General features: G+C 73.2%; 23 protein-coding genes. 5 read left to right on the top strand and 18 right to left on the bottom strand.

Annotated features, from left to right (window positions below; translation table 11 throughout):
* Positions 1-68: 68 nt before the first annotated feature.
* From DMP15_RS21780 to DMP15_RS21815, 8 genes are all read right to left on the bottom strand, one after another.
* Entirely contained in the window at positions 69-845 is a 777-nt protein-coding gene (locus DMP15_RS21780; protein ID WP_073578257.1) for a hypothetical protein, read from the bottom strand.
* 77 nt (positions 846-922) lie between these two features.
* Complete coding sequence (locus DMP15_RS21785; protein WP_073578072.1) at positions 923-1,447, bottom strand: GNAT family N-acetyltransferase; 525 nt, start codon at positions 1,445-1,447, stop codon at positions 923-925.
* Complete coding sequence (gene ndk / locus DMP15_RS21790; protein ID WP_062404405.1) at positions 1,444-1,854, bottom strand: nucleoside-diphosphate kinase; 411 nt, start codon at positions 1,852-1,854, stop codon at positions 1,444-1,446. Before ndk ends, DMP15_RS21785 begins: the two co-directional genes overlap by 4 nt.
* A gap of 72 nt (positions 1,855-1,926) precedes the next feature.
* Complete coding sequence (locus tag DMP15_RS21795) at positions 1,927-2,337, bottom strand: DUF4233 domain-containing protein (protein WP_308292812.1); 411 nt, start codon at positions 2,335-2,337, stop codon at positions 1,927-1,929.
* Positions 2,334-3,971 (bottom strand): bifunctional folylpolyglutamate synthase/dihydrofolate synthase, encoded by a 1,638-nt coding sequence (locus DMP15_RS21800; protein ID WP_083659070.1) that lies wholly within the window; start codon positions 3,969-3,971, stop codon positions 2,334-2,336. The genes DMP15_RS21795 and DMP15_RS21800 overlap by 4 nt, the downstream gene beginning before the upstream one ends.
* Positions 3,972-3,978: 7 nt before the next feature.
* Positions 3,979-6,615, bottom strand: coding sequence for a valine--tRNA ligase (locus tag DMP15_RS21805; RefSeq protein WP_337826390.1), 2,637 nt, complete (start codon positions 6,613-6,615; stop codon positions 3,979-3,981).
* A 55-nt stretch (positions 6,616-6,670) separates the two neighbouring features.
* Positions 6,671-8,017, bottom strand: a complete 1,347-nt coding sequence (locus DMP15_RS21810) for an acetamidase/formamidase family protein (protein ID WP_337826391.1) — start codon at positions 8,015-8,017, stop codon at positions 6,671-6,673.
* Positions 8,018-8,062: 45 nt separating this feature from the next.
* The gene (locus tag DMP15_RS21815; RefSeq protein WP_179760654.1) at positions 8,063-8,584 is read right to left on the bottom strand and encodes a hypothetical protein; all 522 of its coding nucleotides are present in this window, start codon (positions 8,582-8,584) and stop codon (positions 8,063-8,065) included.
* Between the two features lie 192 nt (positions 8,585-8,776).
* Here DMP15_RS21815 and DMP15_RS21820 point away from each other — a divergent pair, with 192 nt between their 5' ends.
* Both DMP15_RS21820 and DMP15_RS21825 read left to right on the top strand, forming a co-directional pair.
* On the top strand, positions 8,777-9,199 hold the full coding sequence (locus DMP15_RS21820; RefSeq protein WP_161152716.1) for a PPOX class F420-dependent oxidoreductase: 423 nt from the start codon (positions 8,777-8,779) through the stop codon (positions 9,197-9,199).
* Between the two features lie 96 nt (positions 9,200-9,295).
* Complete coding sequence (locus DMP15_RS21825; protein ID WP_337826392.1) at positions 9,296-11,011, top strand: MFS transporter; 1,716 nt, start codon at positions 9,296-9,298, stop codon at positions 11,009-11,011.
* 165 nt (positions 11,012-11,176) lie between these two features.
* On the opposite strand, the gene DMP15_RS21830 is transcribed toward DMP15_RS21825, so the two are convergent.
* From DMP15_RS21830 to DMP15_RS21870, 9 genes are all read right to left on the bottom strand, one after another.
* Positions 11,177-12,721 (bottom strand): alkaline phosphatase D family protein, encoded by a 1,545-nt coding sequence (locus tag DMP15_RS21830; protein WP_073578077.1) that lies wholly within the window; start codon positions 12,719-12,721, stop codon positions 11,177-11,179.
* Positions 12,722-12,787: 66 nt separating this feature from the next.
* Positions 12,788-12,934, bottom strand: coding sequence for an MFS transporter small subunit (locus DMP15_RS21835; RefSeq protein ID WP_157818505.1), 147 nt, complete (start codon positions 12,932-12,934; stop codon positions 12,788-12,790).
* Positions 12,931-14,313, bottom strand: coding sequence for an OFA family MFS transporter (locus DMP15_RS21840; protein WP_337826393.1), 1,383 nt, complete (start codon positions 14,311-14,313; stop codon positions 12,931-12,933). Before DMP15_RS21840 ends, DMP15_RS21835 begins: the two co-directional genes overlap by 4 nt.
* A gap of 133 nt (positions 14,314-14,446) precedes the next feature.
* A complete protein-coding gene (gene clpX / locus DMP15_RS21845; RefSeq protein WP_020625701.1) occupies positions 14,447-15,736 on the bottom strand; it encodes an ATP-dependent Clp protease ATP-binding subunit ClpX in 1,290 nt (429 codons plus the stop codon).
* 170 nt (positions 15,737-15,906) lie between these two features.
* Complete coding sequence (locus tag DMP15_RS21850) at positions 15,907-16,569, bottom strand: ATP-dependent Clp protease proteolytic subunit (RefSeq protein WP_062404399.1); 663 nt, start codon at positions 16,567-16,569, stop codon at positions 15,907-15,909.
* Between the two features lie 29 nt (positions 16,570-16,598).
* The gene (locus tag DMP15_RS21855; RefSeq protein WP_062404398.1) at positions 16,599-17,195 is read right to left on the bottom strand and encodes an ATP-dependent Clp protease proteolytic subunit; all 597 of its coding nucleotides are present in this window, start codon (positions 17,193-17,195) and stop codon (positions 16,599-16,601) included.
* 294 nt (positions 17,196-17,489) lie between these two features.
* Positions 17,490-18,935 carry a trigger factor gene (tig, locus tag DMP15_RS21860; protein ID WP_073578079.1) on the bottom strand — a complete coding sequence of 482 codons (1,446 nt, stop codon included), beginning with the start codon at positions 18,933-18,935 and terminating at the stop codon, positions 17,490-17,492.
* Positions 18,936-19,146: 211 nt separating this feature from the next.
* Positions 19,147-19,464 (bottom strand): hypothetical protein, encoded by a 318-nt coding sequence (locus DMP15_RS21865; RefSeq protein WP_253067253.1) that lies wholly within the window; start codon positions 19,462-19,464, stop codon positions 19,147-19,149.
* A gap of 73 nt (positions 19,465-19,537) precedes the next feature.
* Positions 19,538-19,711 (bottom strand): CsbD family protein, encoded by a 174-nt coding sequence (locus tag DMP15_RS21870; RefSeq protein ID WP_073578081.1) that lies wholly within the window; start codon positions 19,709-19,711, stop codon positions 19,538-19,540.
* A gap of 117 nt (positions 19,712-19,828) precedes the next feature.
* Between DMP15_RS21870 and DMP15_RS21875 the strand changes: the two genes are divergently transcribed.
* The 3 genes from DMP15_RS21875 to DMP15_RS21885 are packed head-to-tail and all read left to right on the top strand — an operon-like array spanning position 19,829 to position 21,389.
* The gene (locus DMP15_RS21875; protein WP_083659119.1) at positions 19,829-20,467 is read left to right on the top strand and encodes an RNA polymerase sigma factor; all 639 of its coding nucleotides are present in this window, start codon (positions 19,829-19,831) and stop codon (positions 20,465-20,467) included.
* The gene (locus DMP15_RS21880; protein ID WP_073578082.1) at positions 20,458-21,030 is read left to right on the top strand and encodes a hypothetical protein; all 573 of its coding nucleotides are present in this window, start codon (positions 20,458-20,460) and stop codon (positions 21,028-21,030) included. Before DMP15_RS21875 ends, DMP15_RS21880 begins: the two co-directional genes overlap by 10 nt.
* Complete coding sequence (locus DMP15_RS21885; RefSeq protein WP_073578083.1) at positions 21,027-21,389, top strand: Asp23/Gls24 family envelope stress response protein; 363 nt, start codon at positions 21,027-21,029, stop codon at positions 21,387-21,389. The genes DMP15_RS21880 and DMP15_RS21885 overlap by 4 nt, the downstream gene beginning before the upstream one ends.
* 55 nt (positions 21,390-21,444) lie before the next feature.
* Here DMP15_RS21885 and DMP15_RS21890 read toward each other — a convergent pair whose 3' ends face one another.
* Complete coding sequence (locus DMP15_RS21890; RefSeq protein ID WP_253067255.1) at positions 21,445-22,266, bottom strand: (2Fe-2S)-binding protein; 822 nt, start codon at positions 22,264-22,266, stop codon at positions 21,445-21,447.
* Positions 22,267-22,780: the final 514 nt, after the last annotated feature.

Below are 22,780 nucleotides of genomic sequence, written 5' to 3' on the forward strand. Positions count from 1 at the left end.
GCTCCTGCCGGTGCGACCGTAGCAAGCGGGACCGACGTCCCGGTGCGGGTTTCCTCTCAGCCGCCGGCTCAGCCCAGGGCCAGCCGGGCCGGCTGGACCGACCGCGTGATCCGGCGCACCGCCTGCACCGCGATCATCCCCGCCGCGACGGTCGCGACGACGGTGACGGCGATCGGCCGGTCGTTGGCGACGACGCCCAGCAGCGCCCAGCACAGCGCCCCCGCGAAGCCCGCGAACCCGGCGGTGGAGCCGACGACCGACAGCACGACCGCGGTGAGGATCACGAGCAGCAGGATCGCCGCGACCTGCGGGAGCACCCCGTCGGACGGCAGCCCGACCGCGACGCCGGCCGCCATCAGGCCCAGCACCAGCGCGGCCGAGGACCAGCCGAGGTAGACGGCCAGCGGCAGTCGCATCGCCAGCCGTTCCGCCCAGCCGTCGGCGACGCTGCGGGACAGCCGTCCGTAGACGACACCGAGCGCGACGACGAGCAGGACCAGCAGCACCTCGGCGGTGACCACCCAGCGGTTCGAGAAGGCCGCGATCCACAGCGGGTTGAGCACCGCGGTCGCCGCGACCCACCAGCCGACGCGGCGGTGCACCTCGCGGCCGCGCTGGCCGGGCAGCAGGGCGTAGCCGGCGTAGACCAGCACGCCCAGGTAGATCAGACCCCAGATCGAGAACGCCCATCCCGCGGCCAGCAGCGGGGTGTCGTAGTCGCGCGCGACGGCGCCGATCCCCGACCCCCCGAGCGCCGACACGAGTACCTGCAGGATCGCCAGGACCGCCACGACGACTCCACGGACCAGGTCCGCGGTCGTCGGGCGCGGGGTGAGCACGGTCATGGCCCACATGGTGGACCGCGGGGACGGCCTCTGCCATCCGGCCGTCGGGAGGATTCGATCTTCCCGCGGGCCGGGGGTCAGCCGAGCGGCAGGAAGAACAGGTGGACGTCGCGCGCGTCCTCCGGGGAGAGCAGCACCCCGCCGGGCAGCCTGCCGTACTCGACGAAGCCGCGGGCGGCGTAGAACGCGGGCAGCGGGGTGCCGCCGCGGGCGCCGAGGGTCAGCATCGCCAGGCCCGTCTCCCGGGCGTGGGCGACGGCGGCGTCGAGCAGGACCGTGCCGAGACCACGTCCCTGCAGGTCAGGGCGGACCATGAGGCGCTGCACGTCGGCGCGGTGCGCGGCGATGCCGGTGCCCGGGACCAGGAAGACCGTGCCCAGCGGGGCGGTGTCCTCCCCCAGCACGAACATCCGGGACGCGCCGGACCGGGCGGCGTCGACGGTCTCGACCGCCAGTGCGCGGACCTCGTCCGGGTCGGCGCCGGGCACGAAGTCCACGGCGCCGCCGGCCTCGGTCACGGCGATCCAGAGGTCACCGAGCGCGGCGGCGGCGCCGGGGTGGGGGTCGACGACCCGGCGGACGGCCGGGACGCCTGCGGTCACAGGTTCGGGAACCAGAGCTTGATCTCCCGGTCGGCCGACTCCGGGGAGTCCGAGCCGTGCACCAGGTTGGAACCGGTCTCCAGGGCGAGGTCGCCACGGATGCTGCCGGGGGTGGCCTTCTCCACCGGGTCGGTGCCGCCGGCGATCTGCCGCCAGGCGGCGATGGCGCGGGGGCCCTCGACGACCGCGGCCAGGACCGGGCCGGAGGTGATGAACGACAGCAGCTCCTCGAAGAAGGGCTTGCCGTCGTGCTCGGCGTAGTGCTGGGCGGCCAGCTCACGGTCCACCGTGCGCAGGTCGAGGGCCACCAGACCGAGGCCCTTGCGCTCGATGCGCGAGACGACCTCACCGACGAGCTTGCGCGCGACGCCGTCGGGCTTGACCAGGACGAGAGTGCGTTCAGTCACGCGCGACAGGGTAGCGACGACCCGCCGGAGGTCCGGCACCCACCGTCACGAGTGCGCCCGGACCGCCGTGTGTCAGTCCTGCTGCTGCGACGGCAGCGTCCCCGCCGCCATCCGGCGGGCCACCTCGCGCCGCATCCAGACCAGGACCGCCCACACGAGGATGAACACCACCGCGACCACGACCAGCGAGGACAGGAACACCAGCGCCGCGACGAGCAGCGCCACCTGCAGCACCAGCGCCGCGGTGAGCCCCCACGGCCGCCGCTGCACCCCGGACGCCAGGATCATGGCGACGGCGATGCCCGCCACCACCCCGAAGCCGAGCGCGGTCGACCCGGTGCCGAAGCGCGGGAGCACCAGCAGCGCCAGGAGGACGACGATCGCCTCCAGGATCAGCGTCGCGGCGAACACGCCGCGGGCACCCTTCATGGGGTCGGTGGGCGGCGGCCGCACACCCTCGGGCACACCCGGCACGTCGCTCACTCCGGTTCCTTCCCGAACAGCGCCCGCGCCTCGCCGACGGTGACGACCGACCCGGTGACGACGACGCCGACCCCGGACCCGCCCGCCTCCTCGGCGATCTCGCGGGCCTGCTCGACGGCCTCGGCCAGCGACGGCTCGACACTGACCCGCTCGGACCCGAAGACCTCGGCAGCGAGCGCGCCGAGCTCGTCGGGGTCCATCGCACGGGGCGAGGAGTTGGTGGTGACGACGACCTCGTGCAGCGCCGGCTGCAGCCCCTCCAGGATGCCGCGGGCGTCCTTGCCCTGCAGCACCCCGATCACGCCGACGAGCCGGGTGAAGCGGAACTCCGAGCCCAGCGCGCCCGCGAGCGCGGTGGCTCCGGCCGGGTTGTGCGCGGCGTCGAGCAGCACGGTCGGCCGGTCAGGCCCGCCCTCGACGGGCTCGAGCCGCCCGGGTGAGCGGACCGAGGCGAACGCGGCGCGGACCGCGTCGGGGTCGAGGGGCTGCGCGGTGCCGGCGCCGACGAGCGCCTCGGCCGCGGCCAGTGCGACCGCCGCGTTCGACGCCTGGTGCTCGCCGTGCAGCGGCAGGAAGATCTCGTCGTAGCGGCCGGACAGGCCCTGCAGCTCCAGGCGCTGCCCGCCGACGGCGAGCTCCCGCTCCACGACGCCGAATTCGGCGCCCTCCCGGGCGACCTGTGCGCCGACCTCGGCGCAGCGCTCCAGGAGGACCTCGGCGACCCGCTTGTCCTGGGCCGCGAGGACGGCGACCGAGCCCTCCTTGATGATCCCGGACTTCTCGCGGGCGATGTCGGTGATGTCGTCACCGAGGTACTCGGCGTGGTCGAGCCCGACCGGCAGGACCACCGCCACGTTCCCGTCGGCGACGTTGGTGGCGTCCCAGCGCCCGCCGAGCCCGACCTCGATGACCGCGGCCTCGACCGGGGCGTCGGAGAACGCCGCGAAGGCCATCGCGGTGAGCACCTCGAACTTGCTCAGCGCGGGCGCGTCGCCGCGCCCGGCGTCGACGAGCTCGACCAGCGGCTCCACCTCGCGGTAGGCCGCCACGTAGCGCTCGGGGGTGACCGGGCGGTTGTCCAGGTTGATCCGCTCGGTGGCGCGCTGCAGGTGCGGGCTGGTGTAGCGCCCGGTCCGCAGCCCGATCTCGGTGAGCAGCGCGTCGACCATCCGGGAGGTGGAGGTCTTGCCGTTGGTCCCGGTCAGGTGCACGACCGGGTAGCCGCACTGCGGGTCGCCCAGTGCGTCGCACAGCGCCTGCATGCGCTCCAGCGACGGCTCCATCACCGACTCCGGCCAGCGCCGGTCCAGCGCCGCGTCGACGGCGAGGAACTCGGCGTAGCCGGTCACGGTGGACTGGGCCGGGACGACGTCGGGGTCTCCCCCGCCGCGGATCTCGTCCAGGACGGCCGCGATCAGGGCCTCCTGGGTGTCCTCCGGCGCCGCGTCGGACGCCTCGGGGGCGTCGGAGCGGTCCTCGCCACCGGGCTCGTCGTCCTGCTCCTGCTCGGCGTCGCCGCCGGACGGCTCACCGTCGGGCGAGTCGCCGAACCCGCCCTCGGCCCACCGGTCGCCGCCGTAGGTCGGCGAGTCGGCCTCGGTGAAGTCGTCGAACTCGTCGTACTCCTTCGCCACGGCGGGATCAGGCCTCCGGGAGCGCGGCGAGCCGCGCGGTGATGCGGTCGATGTCGGCGACGGCGGTCGCGTGCCGGGCACGGATCCCGTCGACGACCTCGGCCGGTGCCTTCTCGGTGAACTTGGGGTTGTTCAGCTTCTTGTCCGCGGCGTCGCGCTCCTTCTCCGCGGCGGCCAGGTCGCGGCCGAGCCGGGCGCGCTCGGCGGCGACGTCGATCGCCCCCGAGGTGTCGAGCTCGACGGTGACCGGCCCACCGGAGGTGGCGACCTCGAAGCTCGCGGTGACGGCGAAGTCGTCACCGGCCGGGTCGAGCCGGGTGAGGAAGCGCAGCGCGCGCTCGTGCGCGGTCAGCCCGGCGGCGTCGAGGCCGGTGAGGCGGGCGGCGACGGCCTTGCGGTCGGGCAGGCCCTGCTCGGTGCGGAACCGGCGGACCTCGGTGATGACCTTCTGCGCGTCGGCGACCCGGACCGCGGCGGCCGGGTCGACCGGCGCCCCGGTGCCGTCGGCCGTCGGCCAGGCCGCGGTCACGACGGTCTCGCCGCCGGTCAGCGCGGTCCACAGCGCCTCGGTGACGAACGGCGCGATCGGGTGCAGCATCCGCAGCAGCGCGTCGAGGACGTGTCCGAGGACGGCCCGGGTGCCCGGCTCGGTGGCCGGGTCGTCGAGCTGGGTCTTGCACAGCTCGACGTACCAGTCGGCCAGCTCGTCCCACGCGAAGTGGTACAGCCCCTCGGTCGCCTTGGCGAACTGGTAGCCGTCGAGCAGCTCGTCGGTCTGCTCGCGGACCTCGGCGAGCCGGCCCAGGATCCAGCGGTCGGCGTCGGTGCGTTCGGCCTCGACGGGCAGCGGCAGGCTCGCGTCCGCGCCCTTGGCCAGCGCGAACCGGGTGATGTTCCACAGCTTCGTGGTGAAGTTGCGGGACCCGGCGACCCACTCCTCCGACAGCGACATGTCGGTGCCGGGATTGGAGCCACGGGCGATGGTGAACCGCAGCGCGTCCGCGCCGTAGGAGTCGATCAGCGCCAGCGGGTCGATGACGTTGCCCTTGGACTTCGACATCTTCTTGCCGTGCTCGTCGCGGATGAGCCCGTGCAGGTAGACGTCGCGGAACGGGGCCTTCCCCATCACGTAGGTCCCGAACATCATCATCCGGACGACCCAGAAGAACAGGATGTCGTAGCCGGTGACCAGGACCGAGTTCGGGTAGTAGCGCTCCAGGTCCGGGGTCTCGTCCGGCCAGCCCAGCGTGGAGAACGGCCACAGGCCGGAGGAGAACCAGGTGTCGAGGACGTCGGGGTCCTGGCGCCAGCCCTCGCCCGACGGCGGCTCCTCGTCCGGTCCGACGCACACGACCTCGCCGTCCGGGCCGTACCAGACCGGGATGCGGTGGCCCCACCACAGCTGCCGGCTGATGGTCCAGTCGTGCATGTTGTCGACCCAGTCGAAGTACCGCTTGGCCTGCTCCTTCGGGTGCAGGACGGTCTCGCCGGAGCGGACCGCGTCGCCCGCGGACCGGGCCAGCGGCTCGACCTTGACGAACCACTGCAGGCTCAGCCGCGGCTCGATCGGGACCCCGGTGCGCGAGTCGTGCCCGACCGAGTGCAGGTAGGGGCGCTTCTCGGCGACGATCCGGCCCTGCGCGCGCAGCTCCTCGCGGATGGCCTCGCGCGCCTCGAAGCGGTCCATGCCGTCGAAGCGGGTACCGGTCCCGGCGATGGTGCCGGCCTCGTCCATGATCGTCGGCATCGGCAGGTCGTGGCGGCGGCCCAGCTCGAAGTCGTTCGGGTCGTGCGCCGGGGTGATCTTGACGGCGCCGGAGCCGAACTCCGGGTCGACGTAGTCGTCGGCCACGACCGGGATCCGCCGCCCGGTGATCGGCATCTCGACCTCGGTGCCGACCAGGTGCGCGTAGCGCGCGTCGTCCGGGTGCACCGCGATCGCGGTGTCACCGAGCATCGTCTCGACCCGGGTGGTGGCGACGACGAGCGAGGCGTCCCCGTCGCCGTAGCGCATGGAGACCAGCTCGCCCTCGGTCTCGATGTGGTCGACCTCGATGTCGGAGATCGCCGAGCGCAGCGCCGGGGACCAGTTGACCAGGCGCTCGGCCCGGTAGATCAGCCCGTCGTCGAACATCTTCTTGAAGACGGTGGCGACGGCGCGGGAAAGGCCCTCGTCGAGGGTGAAGCGCTCGCGCGACCAGTCGACACCGTCGCCCAGGCGCTCCATCTGCCCGAGGATCGAGCCGCCGGACTCGGCCTTCCACTGCCAGACCTTCTCCACGAACGCCGCACGGCCGATCGTGTGCCGGTCCGGCTCGCCCGCGGCCGCCATCCGCCGCTCGACGACCGACTGGGTCGCGATGCCGGCGTGGTCCATGCCGGGCAGCCACAGCGCGTCACGGCCCTGCATGCGGGCGCGCCGGGTCAGTACGTCGATGAGCGTGTGGTCCATCGCGTGGCCCAGGTGCAGGCTGCCGGTGACGTTCGGCGGCGGGATGACGATGCAGAACGGGTCCTTGTCCGACGACGGGTCGGCCCGGAAGTACCCGGCGTCGACCCAGCGGCGGTACATGTCGCCCTCTACCTCGCCCGGGGTCCACTTCGCGGGCAGGTCGGCGGTACGCGCTGGCAGGGTCTCGGTCACATGTCAAGTCTACGAGTCGACACCGACACGATTCCCGGCCCCCGGACCCGCGCGCTCAGGACCGGAAGTGCGCCTTGGGGATGACCCCGTGCACCCCGACGGTCCGGTCCACCACCTGCGAGACCGCGAAGTCCGCCGCCGCGGAGAGGTAGGCGTAGGCCGTCGCCCGGTCCATGCCCCGGTCCTCCTGCAGGAAGTCGAGCGCGTTGACCACGGCCCGGCGCATCGCGACGTCCAGGTCTCCCTTCTGGCCGCCGACGCTCCCGTCCGGGTCGGAGAGCCCGATGGGCACCCAGGCGTCCTGGGTCTCGCCGAACGGGTGGCCGAAGGCCACCGACGGCGCCGTGCCCTCCCCCGGCCGGCACACGGTGAGCCGGAACGTGGCACGCAGCGAGCCCTCCAGCGCGGTCAGCGCGACCTCCCCGTCACCCATCGCCAGGTGCGGGTCGCCGACGTGGAACAGTGCCCCCTCCGCGCGGACGGGCAGGTAGAACGCCGAGTCCGGGCCGAGCAGCCGGATGTCGATGTTGCCGCCGCCCAGGGTCGGCGGGATCGAGTTCAGCTCCGGGGCGTTCTCGGCGTCGGCCGCGGCGTGGGCCACCCCCATGGTGCCCATGAACGGTCGCAGCCCGAACGACACCTCCTGGCCCTCGCCGAACGCCAGGTGGGCCTCGGGGCCGTCCGCCCCGTCGCGGACCGGGGTGAACACCGAGACGTTGCCGTAGCGCGCGGGGTCGCCGGTGGCGCGACCGTCGGTGGCCGGCGGCGGCATGACCTCGTCGAGGACGATCCCGGCGGGCGGCGCGCCGGACGCGGTGCGCCCGAGTGCCCCCTTCCCGTGCCTGCTGGAGACGACGCCGTACGGCACCCGGGGCACCGCGGACAGGGTCTCGACCTTCAGGACGTCGCCGGGGCGCGCCCCCTCGACGAACACCGGCCCGGTGATGACGTGCGGGCCGTCGGCGTCGAAGTCGCGCGGTGTGCGCCGGTAGTCCCGGGCGACCGCGACGGCATCGGAGAGCACACCGTCGGCCGCGACCCCGTGGCGCCCGAACCACGCGACCGGGTCCCGGCCCTGGTCCTCCAGGATGCCCTCGTGGGAGACGGTGTCGATGGTGACGGTCTGCCCCGACCGCATCGTCAGCACCGGAGCGGCCCCGATCGCCGGGACGTAGCCCCAGCGCACGTCGGCCGGGTCGGACCCGAGGTAGTGGTCGCCGGGGATGTCGCCCGCACCGGGCTGCAGCGGACCGTCCGGCAGCGTCGCCGCGACGGATCCGGGGACGGTGGCGGACGTGCCGCAGCCGGCCAGCCCTCCGGCCGCGGTGACGGCGGCGGCCGCGCGGAGGAAGTCGCGCCGGCCGAGCGCGGCGAGCAGCGGGCGGGGATCGGGGGGAGCCATGTCCCCACCCTCACCCGCGTCCGTTACGTCCGGATCACCGCTCGTTTACGCCCGGCCCACGGGCAGCAGCAGGCACCACGGCCGCGGCCACCCCAGCACCCCGCCGACGGCCGCCGGGTCGCCCCGCCGGAGCAACGCCGGGTCGAACGCCCGCACCCGGCCGCAGCCGGGCTCGTAGACGCGCCACCGGCCGTCGTCGTCCACGCCCAGGACCAGCACCCAGTGCCGCGGCAGCCACCGGGACCCGACCAGCAGCGGGACCGGACCGACGGCGGCGGGCACCGCGGCGAGCGCGTCGCGGGTCGCCGGGCGGATCCGGAACGGTCCCGCGGCGGGTGCGTGCCGGCGCAGCCACGCCCGCATCCCCCACGGCGTCGTCCCCAGGGCGCGCGGCCAGAGCCGGTTGGCCTGGCGGTGCGCGGTCCGCTGGGCGGCGGCGAACCGGTCCGCCACCACGCCGGGCCACCCCGAGCCGGCCAGCACCGCGGTCACCACCAGCACCGAGGGTCCGCACGTGACGCCGTCGACCTGGCGGCCGAGCAGGGTGCCGGGTGTGAGCTCGTCCATGGCGGACACCCTCCCCCGGCGGCGGGTGACGCGGCACCCCCGGCGGGTCTTCGGGACCGCCACGCGGCTACGGCCACGGCTGCCTGCCGGCACGGCCCCGGCGGTGGGCGCGTGTGGTCACGGCCGGTCCGGGCGGGCCCGACCCGGTGTCGCCCGGGTGGTCGGGCGGGTTCCCGGCCTAGGCTCGGCGACATGCCCGTTCTCACACCCGAGGTCGTCGAGTTCCTCAACCACGGCACCCGTACCGGAATGCTCGGCTGGACGGCGAAGGACGGGCGCCCGCTCGTCGCGCCGGTCTGGTTCCTCGTCGAGGACGACACGATCGTCTTCGACACCGGGGCGGACACCGCGAAGGGACGGGCGATCGTCCGCGACCCGCGGGTCGTGCTCACCGCCGACCTGCCCGCACCGCCGTACGCCTTCGTGCAGGTGCAGGGTGTCGCCGAGATCAGCACGGACCCCGACGAGCTCCTGCGCACCGCGACCGCGCTCGGAGGCCGCTACATGGGCGCCGACCGGGCCGAGGAGTTCGGCCGGCGCAACGGCGTCCCCGGCGAGCTCGTCGTCCGGATCCGCCCGTCGAAGGTGGTCGCCCACCTCGACATGACGGCATGATCGGTTGACCTGAAGTCCGGTTCATCGTCCACCGTCGCGGCGGGCGATGAGTTCGGCCGTCGGCGTCGGTCCATCACCCCGAGAGGACGGTGGACCATGACGCAGCTCGACCTCCGGCACGGCACGCAACGGGTCTTCGCGCACCTGCTGGTGAGCACCCTGGTGGTGTCGGTCGTGAACTTCACGGTGTGGTTCGCCGTGACGTTCTGGGTGTTCCTGGAGACGGGGTCGGTCGCGGCGACCGGCATCATCGCCGGGATCTTCCTGGTGGCGACGGCGCTGACCGGGATCCCGTTCGGCGGGGTCGTGGACCGGTTCGGCAAGCGCGCGGTCATGCAGGTCTCGGCGGCGGTGTCCGCCGTGGTCTACGCGCTGTGCCTGGTCCTGCTGCTGCTCGCCCCCGAGGGGGCGTTCCGCGACCCGACGGACCCGTTGCTGTGGACGCTGGTCGTCGCGCTGATGCTGGGTGTGATCGCCGGGAACCTGCGCACGATCGCGCTGCCGACGCTGGTCACCCTGCTCGTCCCGGCCGCGGTCCGGGACCGCGCCAACGGGCTGGTCGGGACCGCGACCGGGGTGAGCTTCCTGGTCACCTCGGTCGCGTCCGGGCTGCTCGTCGCGGTGGACGGGATGCGGTCGGTACTCGTCGCCGCCCTCGTCGTGCTGGTCGTGTCGCTGGTGCACCTGTCACGGGTCCGGATCCCGGTCGTGCCCGCACCGGCCGGCCCGGCCGTCCCCGTGACCGTCGAGGAGCGGGGCGGCCTCGACCTGCGCGGCACCGTCCGGCTCGTCGCGGGTGTGCCGGGGCTGCCCGCACTGATCGTGTTCTCCTGTGTGAACAACCTGCTCGGCGGGGCGTTCATGGCGTTGATGGACCCCTACGGCCTGTCGATGATGTCGGTCGCGGCCTGGGGGCTGCTGTGGGGCGTGCTGTCCGCCGGGGTGATCGTCGGCGGGCTCCTCGTCGCCCGGATCGGGCTGGGCAGCCGCCCGGTCCGGACGTTGCTGCTGGTCAACGCCGTGCTCTGGGCCTCGACGATGCTGTTCCCGCTGCAGGCCTCGATCCTGATGCTCACGCTCGGCATGGCGGTGTTCATGCTGCTCATGCCGTTCGCCGAGGCCGCCGAGCAGACCGTGCTGCAGCGGGTCGTGCCCTACGGGCGGCAGGGCCGGGTCTTCGGGTTCGCGCAGAGCGTGGAGCAGGCCGCGTCGCCGCTGACCGCGTTCCTGCTGGCCCCGTTCACCGAGCTGGTGGTGGTTCCCTACATGAGCGACGGCGGCGCCGGTGCGGCCGCGATCGGCTCCTGGTTCGGCACCGGCACCGCCCGCGCGATCGCCCTGGTGTTCGTGGTCTGCGGCGCCCTGGGCGTGGTGCTGACCCTCGCAGCCCTGGCGAGCCGCCCCTACCGTCGTCTGTCCGCCGCCTACGCGACCACGCCCACCGGGTCCGTCACACCCGCCGCGGAGGGTGCGGCCACCGCGCCCGACGCGGCCGACAGGTCCGACACGGCCGACAGGTCCGACGCGGCCGACAGGTCCGACGCGGCCGACAGGTCCGACGCGGCCGACAGGTCCGACGCGGCCGCCGGGCCCGCCGGGCCCGACACGGCCGGTGGTACCGACGTGCCCGGCGCGGTCACGGGGACAGGCACGGGCCCGGACGCCGGGCGGGCCACCCCGCCCGCGGCCCCTCCGAGCCCGGCCGCGGTCCCCGCGACCCCGGTCGCCGTGGCCGTGGCCACCACCGCCGTCCCCGGACCGGCCACCACCGTCCGGCTCCCCGCGGAGCCGGACACCGCACCCCGGCGCTGACCACGGAGCCGTCCCCTGGATCCACACCCCCTGGCGGGCTCCCACACCCGTCGCAACAGGTGTGGGAGCCCGCCGGAGGGTGTGGACGCAGCCGGAGACGTCGTCGCACCCCGGCCGGGGTCGGCGCACCGCTGCCGGCCACGCCGGAGGCCGCGGACGCGGTCGTCAGGTCCGGCGCAGGGTGGTGGTCCAGAGGGAGGCGCCGGCCTGGTCGCGCAGGTGGACCTCCAGGGTCGTCCCGTCGGGGGCGACGTCGAGCTCCCCGAAGTGCTGGAACCCCTCCAGTGGGCTCGCCCCCTGCCGGGACGGTCCGCGCACGAACTCCGCCCGCGGACCGAAGGTCGGGTCGAGCTCGTTCGGACCGAAGGCACCGGCGTGCAGCGGGCCGGACACGAATTCCCAGAACGGGTCGAAGTCGGTGAACGCGGCGCGCTCGGGGGCGTAGTGGTGGGCGGCGGTGTAGTGCACGTCCGCGGTCACCCAGACCACGTTGCGGACCCTCCGCCGGCGAATCCCGGCGAGCACCCCGGCGATCTCGGACTCGCGCCCGCTCGGCGGCCCCGGCACCCCGTTGGCGACGGCCTCCCAGGCGGTGTCGCCGTCGGGCACCAGTACCCCGATCGGCATGTCCGAGGCGACGATCTTCCACGTCGCACGGGAGGACGCGAGCGCGTCGACGAGCCAGCGGGCCTGGGCCTCCCCCAGGATCCGCTCGCCGCGTCCGGTGTTGGCGGAGTTCGCGCTGCGGTAGGTGCGCATGTCCAGCACGAACACCTCGACGTGCGGGCCGAACGGCACCCGCCGGTACACCCGTCCGTCGACGGCGGTGCGTGGGTCGACCGGCTGCCACTCGTGGAACGCGCGGAACCCGCGGGCCGCGAGCACGTCCACCCGCTTCTCGGTGTAGCGCTCCCCCACCTCACCGGTGAGGATCTCCCCCGGGTACCAGTTGTTGGTGACCTCGTGGTCGTCCCACTGCACGATCTGACCGACCGAGGCGGCGAACCGGCGCAGGTTGTCGTCGCGCAGGTTGTAGGCGAACTGGCCGCGGAACTCGGTCAGGGTCTCGGCGACCTTCGCCTTCTCGGGCGTCATCTCGTTGCGCCACACCCGGCCGTCGGGCAGCGTGACGGTCTCGGTGAGCGGGCCGTCGGCGTAGACGGTGTCGCCGGAGTGCAGGAACAGGTCGGGGTCGCGGTCGGCCATCGCGGAGAAGATCCGCATGCCGCCGGTGGCGCGGTCGATGCCCCAGCCCTGCCCGACGACGTCGCCGGACCACTGGATCCGCACCGGCTCGCCGCGCCCGGGGACCGCCCGGAAGGAGCCGGTCAGCGGCGCGCTCGCGGGACCGCCGTCGAGCGGCTCGGCGACGACGCGGTAGTGCACCCGCCCCCGCGTCGCCGGGACCCGCAGCTTCCCGGTGAGGTCGGTGTCCGGGGTCAGCACCGGGCCGGGGACCCGCAGCGCCCGCCGGAAGTCCGGCGAGCCCGCGACCTCCACGACCATCCGCGACGGCCGGTCGGCGCGCGTCCAGACGAGCCCGGAGCCGGGCCGGACGTCACCGGCGGCGACACCGTGGGTCAGGACCGGCCGGCCGGAGCGCACCAGGGCGGGTGCGGCCGCAGCCGCCCCCGGCAGGACGAGGGTCGCGGCGCCGGCGAGACCGCCGGCGGCCGCGGTGCGGAACAGGGAGCGTCGGGAGAGAGCCACGCCCGCCGTTCTAACCCGGACGAGTGATGACGAACCGGACCGTCCGGGTGAACGGCGGGCGAAGACTCAGCCGAACAGGGCGGGGATCTTCAGGACGAGCTCGTACAGCCCGTAGGCGAACGGCACGCCGACCCACACCCAGGCCAGGACGGCCCCGATCCACTGCACCGGCCCCCAGGTCGACGACCCGCCGGTCTCGGCAACGCTGCTCACGCGGTCTCCTTCTGGGTCGGGGTGCGGGCCGCCTGCGCGGGCGGCTCGTGGTGCTTCGCGTCGACCGGCTTGATCAGCTCGTTGCAGACGAACGCGATGACCAGCAGCACGATCATGATGATGAACGCGGTCGTGTACCGGGCCGGGCCCTCGACACCGGCCTCGATCCGCGCGTCGGCGATCGCGTTGACGATCAGCGGGCCGAGGACGCCCGCGGTGGACCACGCCGTCAACAGCCGGCCGTGGATCGCGCCGACCTGGTAGGTGCCGAACAGGTCCCGCAGGTACGCCGGGACGGTGGCGAACCCGGCGCCGTAGAACGACAGGATCAGCACCGCGGCGACGATGAACAGCGCCCGCGACTGGTTCGGGATCAGCGTGATCAGCAGGTACAGCAGCGCGCCGACGCCCAGGTAGATGCGGTACATGTTCTTGCGACCCAGCACGTCCGACAGCGACGACCAGGCGATGCGCCCGGCCGAGTTCGCCAGCGACAGGATCGCGACGAACCCGCCCGCCGCCGCGGCGAGGGTGGCCGTGGCCCCGTTCTCCGCGAAGAAGTCCTGGAAGATCGGCGAGGCCCGTTCCAGGATGCCGATGCCAGCGGTGACGTTGAAGCACAGCACGACCCACAGCAGCCAGAACTGCGGCGTGCGGATCGCGGTGTTCGCCGAGACGTTGCCGGTCGAGATCATCCCGCTCTTCTTGGCCGTCGACGGGTCCCAGCCCGGCGGCGTCCAGCCCTCGGCGGGCACCCGGATGAGGATCCAGCCGACCGACATGAAGACGAGGTAGATCAGGCCCATCGTGAGGAACGTGGACCCGATGCCGGCCGAGGTGGCCCCGTCACCGGAACCGCCGAACGCCGACAGCAGCGAGTTCGTCAGCGGGGTCGCGATGAGCGCGCCGCCGCCGAAGCCCATGATCGCCAGGCCGGTGGACAGGCCCGGGCGGTCCGGGAACCACTTGATCAGTGTGGAGACCGGCGAGATGTAGCCGATGCCCAGGCCGATGCCGCCGACGAAGCCGTAGCCCAGCACGACCAGCCAGTACTGCTCGGCGTAGAGGCCGAGACCCGAGATCAGGAACCCGGCGACGAAACAGCTCGACGCGACGACCATCGCCCAGCGCGGGCCGTTGCTGTCGACCTTCGTACCGAACAGCGCCGAGGACAGGCCCAGCATGATGATGCCGAGTGTGAAGGGCAGCGCCGTGGCGACGCCCGACAGGTCGAGTGCGTTCGCCAGCGGGGTCTTGAAGACGCTCCAGGCGTAGACCTGGCCGATCGCCAGGTGGATGGACAGCGCGGCCGGTGGGACGAGCCACCGGCTCCATCCGGGTGGAGCAACGATGCGCTCCCGCGTGAGAAATCCGGACATGTCGCCCTCCGTCGTAGTTGACGGAGCAACGCTAAGTAGTGCGGAGGGGTGCAGCAACCCGAGCGGGTCTCGAAACGACAACGCCGGTCCCACCTGCAGGTGGGACCGGCGTCGGGTCGGTTCCGGCCGCGGCTCAGGCCGAGCGGTCGCGGCGCTCCCGGCGCTGCGGCTGGCGCGGGACAATCGTCGGGTTGACGTTGTCCTTGACCGTCTGTGCCGTCACGACGACCTTCGCCACGTCGTCGCGGCTGGGGATGTCGTACATGACCGGGAGGAGCACCTCCTCCATGATCGCCCGCAGGCCACGGGCGCCGGTGCCGCGCAGGATCGCCTGGTCGGCGACGGCGTCGAGGGCGTCCTCGGCGAACTCCAGCTCCACGCCGTCCATCTCGAAGAGCTTGCGGTACTGCTTCACCAGGGCGTTCCGCGGCTCGGTCAGGATCTTGACCAGAGCGTCCTTGTCGAGCGAGGTCACCGAGGCGACGATCGGCAGCCGGCCGATGAACTCGGGGATCAGGCCGAACTTGATCAGGTCCTCGGGGAGGGTCTCGGCGAAGCGCTCCGCGGAGTCCAGGTCCTTCTTCGAGCGGATGTCGGCGCCGAAGCCGATACCGGACTGGCCGACCCGCTCGCCGATGATCCGCTCCAGCCCGGCGAAGGCGCCGGCCACGATGAACAGGACGTTCGTCGTGTCGATCTGGATGAACTCCTGGTGCGGATGCTTGCGGCCGCCCTGCGGCGGGACGCTCGCGGTGGTGCCCTCGAGGATCTTCAGCAGCGCCTGCTGCACACCCTCGCCGGACACGTCGCGGGTGATCGACGGGTTCTCCGACTTCCGCGCGATCTTGTCGACCTCGTCGATGTAGATGATGCCGGTCTCGGCGCGCTTCACGTCGTAGTCGGCGGCCTGGATGAGCTTGAGCAGGATGTTCTCGACGTCCTCGCCCACGTAGCCGGCCTCGGTGAGGGCGGTCGCGTCGGCGATGGCGAACGGGACGTTGAGCATCTTGGCCAGCGTCTGCGCCAGGTAGGTCTTGCCGCACCCGGTGGGGCCGAGCATCAGGATGTTCGACTTGGCGATCTCGATGCCGTCGGAGGCGTCGCCGCCCGCGGCACGGCTGCGCTCGCCTGCCTGGATGCGCTTGTAGTGGTTGTAGACCGCCACCGACAGCGTGCGCTTGGTGGTGGCCTGACCGACGACGTACTGGTCGAGGAACTCGTGGATCTCGGTGGGCTTGGGCAGCTCGTCGAGCTTGACCTCACCGGCCTCGGCCAGCTCTTCCTCAATGATCTCGTTGCAGAGATCGATGCACTCGTCGCAGATGTAGACGCCGGGGCCGGCGATGAGCTTCTTGACCTGCTTCTGGCTCTTCCCGCAGAACGAGCACTTGAGCAGGTCCCCGCCGTCGCCGATGCGTGCCATAGGTGTCGATCCCCAGTCCTGGTCCGGCGTTCTCGCGTCGCGCCCGTCGCCCCGTGCGGATTGACGGTACCTGCCCGCGGCCCGCACGGGGACCGGAAGCGGTGTCCGGTTCCCCGGCGGGTCGCCGGGCGGTCACCGGCGGCCGGAACCGGCCGCCGGTGACCCGGGTGTCACTTGCCGCCGGCGGTACCGGACAGCTTGCGGCTCTGCACGATCTCGTCGACCAGGCCGTACTCCTTGGCCTCCTCGGCCGTGAGGATCTTGTCCCGGTCGATGTCCTCGCGCACCTGGTCCGCGGAACGGTTCGAGTGCCGCGCGATGACCTCCTCCATCCGCTTGCGGATGCGGGAGATCTCCGCCGCCTGGATCTCCAGGTCCGACACCTGGCCGTACACGCCCTGCGTGGCCGGCTGGTGGATCAGGATGCGGGCGTTCTCGACCGCCATGCGGCGGCCCGGGGTGCCCGCGCACAGCAGCACCGCCGCGGCCGACGCCGCCTGCCCGAGGCAGACGGTCTGGATGTCGGGACGGATGAACTGCATGGTGTCGTAGATCGCCATCAGCGACGTGAACGACCCGCCCGGCGAGTTGATGTACAGCGAGATCTCGCGGTCCGGGTCGAGCGACTCGAGCACCAGCAACTGCGCCATGGTGTCGTTCGCCGAGGTGTCGTTGATCTGCTCACCGAGGAAGATGATGCGCTCCTCGAAGAGCTTGTTGTACGGGTTCGACTCCTTGACCCCGTAGCTGGTGCGCTCCACGTAGGACGGGAGCACGTACCGGGAGCGGGCCGGGTCCGGCGCCCAGCCTCCGGGGCCGCGCAGGTCGGTCATCGACTCCGGGTGGCGAGGGTCGAAGGTGCTCACTTGTCGCTCCCGTTCTGCTCGCCGATCCGCCCGGCGTGCGTCACGACGTGGTCGACGAAGCCGTAGTCCTTGGCCTCCGGCGCGGAGAACCAGCGGTCCCGGTCGGAGTCCCGCTCGATGGTCTCGACCGACTGACCGGTGTGCTGGGCGATCAGCTCCGCCATCTCCCGCTTGGTGCGGCGGAACTGCTCGGCCTGGATGGTGATGTCGGCTTCGGTGCCCCCGACGCCCGCGGACGGCTGGTGCATCATGATCCGTGCGTGCGGCAACGCCGAGCGCTTGCCCGGGGTGCCCGCCGACAGCAGGAACTGCCCCATCGACGCGGCCATGCCCATCGCCGTGGTCGCCACGTCGCACGGGATCAGGTTCATCGTGTCGAAGATGGCCATGCCGTCGGTGACCGAGCCACCGGGCGAGTTGATGTAGAGCTCGATGTCCTTGTCCGGGTCCTCGGCCGCGAGCAGCAGCATCTGCGCCGCGATGCGGTTCGAGATCTCCGCGTCCACCTGCTGACCGAGCACGATGATGCGCTGCTGGAGCAGGCGGTCGTACACGGAGTCGGACAGCGACATCGCGCTGATGCCGGACCGCATCTGCGGCCCGGTGCCGCGGCCCGCGGACGGGCCGGTGTCCTGCTGGCTCACTTCACCCTGCTTTCCGAAGTCGGGCCCGCCCCGTGGCGCGGACGCCGCGGGAGAGGGTCCCGGAGTCTTCCTCTGGATCGCTCTCGGTTCTCCGGTGTCGGGTCTTGCGAACCCGTTCACGGTCCGGTTGGGGACCGGTTCGGGGCCGACCCTACGCGGAGCGGATGCCCCGCGTAGGGAACGACGCCCGATGTTCGCCGACAGCGCACGACGAGTCGTGCGGGACCGCGCGACGACTGCCGATCAGGCCTTCGCGTCGGCCTTGTCGGAGGTCTCGTCGGCGGTGGTGTCCGCGGCGTCGTCGGCGGTGTCGTCGGCACCGTCCACGTCGGTCGCGGGGATCTCCTCGACGGTGGTCTCGTCCTCGTCCGGCCCGAGCAGGTCGGACAGGTCGACGGCCTCGCCACCCGGCAGGGTGACGGTGGCGGCACGCACCGCGGTGATCAGCGCCTTGGAGCGGCGGACGTCCTGGTAGATCACGCCGAGCTGGCCGGCCTGCTGGATCTGCTGGACGAACTGCTCCGGGGCCATGCCGTACTGCTGCGCCTGGTAGACGATCCGCTCGGTGAGCTCCTGGTCCCCGACCGAGATCTCCTCGCGGTCGGCCAGGGTGTCGAGCACGAGGCGGTAGCGGACGGCCTTCTCGGCCTCCTCGCGCGTCTCGGTGTCGAACTGCTCGCGGGTCTTGTCCTGCGAGGAGAGGAACTCGCCGAACTTGTCCTCGTCGTGGTCGAAGGCGTGCACCGCGTCGTGGGTGCGGGTCTCGACCTCGGCGGCGACGACCGACTCCGGCAGCGGCACCTCGGTGTCCTCGACGAGCTTGTCCAGGAGACGGTCACGGGCCTGCGCGGCCTGCTCCATCCGCTTGGACCGGCCCAGACGCTCGCGCAGGTTCTCGGTCAGCTCGTCGAGCGTGTCGAACTCCGAGGCCAGCTGGGCGAACTCGTCGTCGGCCTCGGGGAGGTGACGCTCCTTCACGGTGGTCACCTTGACGGTGATCTCCGCATCCTTGTCGGCGTGCTCACCGGCGACCAGCTTCGAGGTGAAGGTCTTCTCCTCGTCGGCCGACATGCCCTCGAGGGCCTCGTCGATGCCGTCGATGAGACCGCCCTGGCCGACCTCGTAGGAGAAGCCGGTGGTGGTGGCCTCCTCGATCTCCTCGCCGTCGACGGCGGCGGAGAGATCGATCTGGACGTAGTCACCGGACTGCGCGGGACGCTCGACACCTGCCAGGGTGCCGAACCGGGCGCGCAGCTGGTCGAGCTGCTCGGTGACCTCGTCCTCGGTCACCTCGGTCTCGTCGACCTCGACGGTCAGGCCGTCCAGGTCGGGGAGGGTGATCTCGGGGCGGATGTCGACCTCGGCGGTGAACGCGATGCGCTCGCCGTCGGCGATCTCGGTGACCTCGATGTCGGGCCGGCCGATCGGCTTGACGTCCTCGGACGTCACCACGGCCTCCTGGTACTTCACCGGGATCGCGGCGTTCACGACCTCGTCCAGGACGGGGCCACGGCCGATCCGGGCCTCCAGGATGCGGGCCGGCGCCTTGCCCGGGCGGAAGCCGGGGATGCGGACCTGCTGGGCGATCTTCTTGTACGCGCGGTCGAAGTCGGGCTTGAGCTCGTCGAACGGCACCTCGACGTTGATCCGGACGCGCGTCGGGCTGAGGTGCTCGACGGTGCTCTTCACGGTGGAACTCCTTGGGCGGTACGAGTGCTGCAACGGGCCGCGGCTCGCGCGGCCCCCGGTCGGTGGCCCCGCCCGCCGGCGCCGGACGATCCCGGCTCTGCGCCGGGCGTCCCGTGCCACCGGCCGCCGGGTACGTGGGACGCGCCCGGTGACGGCGGGGCTCGCGCGAGTCTAGGCGAGCCCGGTCACCGTGCGACGGCCCGGGCGCGGGTCACGGTGCGACGGACCCGCCCGGAGCCCCGCCCGCACCGACGTCGGCGACGGTCACGTCGACGGCCAGGGTGTCGTCACCGAGGACGGCACGGACCCGGTCGGCGACCTCGTCGGCGACCACGGCGAACGGCCTGCCCAGCCGCAGGACGACGGCGATCTCCACCGGGTCGGCCAGCCGCACACCCTGGACCCGGTGCCCGGGCAGGTACGACGCGATCGAGCCGAACGGGCCGCCGTCGAGCCGCAGCACCGACGGGTGGGCGAGCACGGCGTCCGCGACGGCCTGCGGGCCGGGTCCTGCGGCGGGGTCGGTCACGGCTCGGACCCTAGCCACACACGACGGCGGCGGCACCCCGCTGCGGGGTGTCGCCGCCGTCGTCGTGCGCGGGTCAGCTCGTGAAGGTGTCCTTGAGCTTCTCGCCGGCCTGCTTCAGGTTGCCGGTGGCCTGGTCCGCCTTGCCCTCGGCCTGCAGGTCCTTGTCGTCGGTGGCCTTGCCGGTGGCCTCCTTGGCCTTGCCACCCAGCTCCTCGGCCTTGTTGCTGATCTTGTCTCCGAGACCCATGGGGCTCACCTGCTTCCTGATCGCGTGTCCGGCGGGCGAGGGTGCGAGCCGGTCGCTACCGTCGCTGACCGGGTGGACTACCCCACCCTCCACTTCCCACACCCCGACGGGGCGTCCATGGCGAACGCACAGGTCAGCGGCCCACCGGCCGCCGGGCCCCCGGGCCCCGGCGTGCCGTCGGCACGGCCGGCGCGGGTGCCGTCGCGGGCCGCGCTGGACGAGACCACGCTGGTCGTCCGGGCCCAGGACGGCGACGTCGGCGCGTTCGAGGAGCTGGCCCGCCGTCACCAGAACGCCCTGTTCCGGGTCGCGGTCCGGGTGCTCGGCGACGCCACCGACGCCGAGGACGCCCTGCAGGACGCGCTCGTCGACGCCTGGCGGCGGATCGGCACCTTCCGCGGCGAGGCGGCCTTCTCCACCTGGATGTACCGGATCGTCACCCACCGTTGCACCGCGCTGGTCCGGCGGCGGCGACGGACCGAACCGCTCCCGACCGACGACGGGCCCGGCGCCCCGGCCGACGACCGCTCCCCCACCCCGGAGCGGGCCGCCGAGGTGGACGCGGAGATGGCGGCCCTGTCGCGGGCCGTGGCGTCGCTGCCGGAGGACCAGCGCACGGCCTGGGTGCTGCGGGAGCTGGAGGGGCTGGGCTACAGCGAGATCTCGCAGATCACCGGGGCGGGTGAGACCGCCGTCCGCGGCCGGATCCACCGGGCGCGCGGGGCACTGGCGGAGAGGATGCGGGCATGGCGGTAGAGAGGAGCGGGGCGGAGCGCGTCGAGCCGCTGGCCTGCGGCCGGGACGCCGCCGACGTCTGGGACCACGCGGAGGCGGGCGTGCTCGACGAGCACGAGCTGACCTGCCCGCACTGCATGCGCGCGCACGCGGACCACGACCGGCTCGGCGGGCTGGTGGCGCGGATGGCGGCCGAGCCGCTGCGACCGCCGCCGTCGGTGCTGGAGCAGGTGATGGGCGCGGTCGTCGCGGACCTGCGCCCGCACGAGCTGCTCGCCCTGGGGCCGGACGCCTGGCTGGGCAGGCCGACCGCGGAGGCGGCGCTGCGGCACGTCGTGGACACGATGGACGGGCTGCGGGCCCGTCGGTGCCGGATCGAGCAGCTGCGCGCCCCGGACGGTTCCGGGGACGACCCGGCCGCGGTGTGGGTGCGGGTGACCGTCGCGGCCCGGTTCGGGGTCGACCTCGCCTCGGTCACCGCGCGCGTCCGGCAGATGATGATCTCGGCAGGGGACCGCACCCTCGGCGTGCCGATCGCCGGGGTCGACATCCTGGTCGAGGACCTGTGGGAGGAACCGGCATGAGCGGGCGCACGACGGTCACCGTCTCCGACCTGGCCGTCGCACGGGTGGCGGCGCGGCGGGTCCGGCGGGTGCCGGGGGTGGCGGCGCTGATGGGCGACGTCGCGCAGACCCTGCTGGGGCTGGCCGCGGACTGGCTGCCCCGTGACCCGGTCCCCGAGGAACTGCGGGTGCAGGGCCTGGTCGCGTCGGTGCACGGGCACGAGGCCGAGATCCGGGTGACGGTCGGGGTGCGGTTCGGCACCCACTGCGCCGAGCTGGCCGAGCGGGTGCGCCGGGAGGTGACCGAGGAGGTCGCGACGGTCTGCGGCCTCGACGCCCGGGTGCGGGTGACCGTCGCCGACATCGCGCTGCCTGCCTGATCCCCTCCGCCCCCCACGCGGTGTGCGCGGGAGGACCTGGTCCGGTGGGTCCGGATCAGGCCCGGCCGACGAGCACGCAGTCGCCGCAGGTCCCGCCGCCGGGGGCGCGGACGTAGAGGCAGCAGGAGCGGCGCCGGAACGCCCACTCGGTGTCCGCGTCGGTGTCATCGAGGCGGAGCAGCCGGCCGGTGGCCCCCGACGGCAGCGGCCCGCGCAGCACCGGGTGGTCGGCGAGCGCGTCGAGCAGGGCCAGATAGCGGCGCCGGTCCGGGCGTCGCATGGCCTCCATCACCCGTGCCGCCCCGCCGATCGAGGACACGACGTTGCCGCGCAGCACCCGCGGCGACACCACGGCCCGGGCGGCGACGGCGGCGTACAGCGGATCGAGGTGGGTGGCGGCGAGCTCGCGGGCGAGCAGGTCCGCGGCGCCCGCCGGGTCGTCGGCGACGTCCGGGGTGGCGACGCCGGTGGGCCCGGCGGACAGGCTCGGCGCCCACGGGTCGGCGGCGCCGGGGTCGCGGCGCAGCTCGCCGAGCGACGGGAGCACACCGTGCAGGGCCACGGTCGCGAAGGGCATCGACACGATCCGCGCCGCGAGCCCCATGACCGCCACCGAGGCCCCGATCCGCCGGTCCCCGCCGAGCGCGGTGGTGACCTCGCCGATCCGCCGGCCGAGCGGGTCCGGGCCGCCGGGGACCGGCGCGGCGTAGAGGTCGGCCCACCGGACGGTCCCGGAGGCGGCGGGTGTCGCCACCGCGAACCAGGGACCGATGGTCGCGACGTCGGCGAGTACCTCCACCACCCGGCCGCCGGTCACCCGCTCGGGTGAAGTCGGCGGCGGCCCGGGTGTGGCGACGCGGATCGGGGGCACGTTCACGAGGGAGCAGTCTGCCCGACCCGGGGACGCGCTGCGTAACGGTTCGGACGCCCGCGGCGATCCCATGCAGGAGCACGCCGCTCCCGACGGATGGTCACGCCTCGCTCACCGTCCGGACACGGGCCGGCAACGTCGACCTGCTCGCATGGTCAGCGATCCACATCACGGGACCGGTGGGCCGCTCTCAGTAGCGCATCGCGGTGGCGGCGTGCGACTCTGTGCACTCGCCAGACCGCACTCGCCGGGGTGTGTGGTCGAACCGTGCCGCAGGAATGGCCGGGTACTGGAAGTCAGCGCCCGGCCGCTCGGCGTGCCCGGAGGAGGATTCCGTCCGCCGGTCACCCACCCGGCGGCACGGTGCACCTGAACGGCCCTCGTCGCACGTCCCACTCGGGCTGCGCGCTGTATTCTGAGAACTTTCTTCGGACCGCAGCGAGCTGCCCGGTCCGGGTCGTCCGATGCGGGTGACTCCAGGTGCACCGAGACGACAGGAGGAGCAGTTGGCCGCGATCAG

The sequence above is a fragment of the Pseudonocardia sp. UM4_GMWB1 genome (assembly GCF_017312155.1).
GTDB lineage: Bacteria > Actinomycetota > Actinomycetes > Mycobacteriales > Pseudonocardiaceae > Pseudonocardia > Pseudonocardia alni.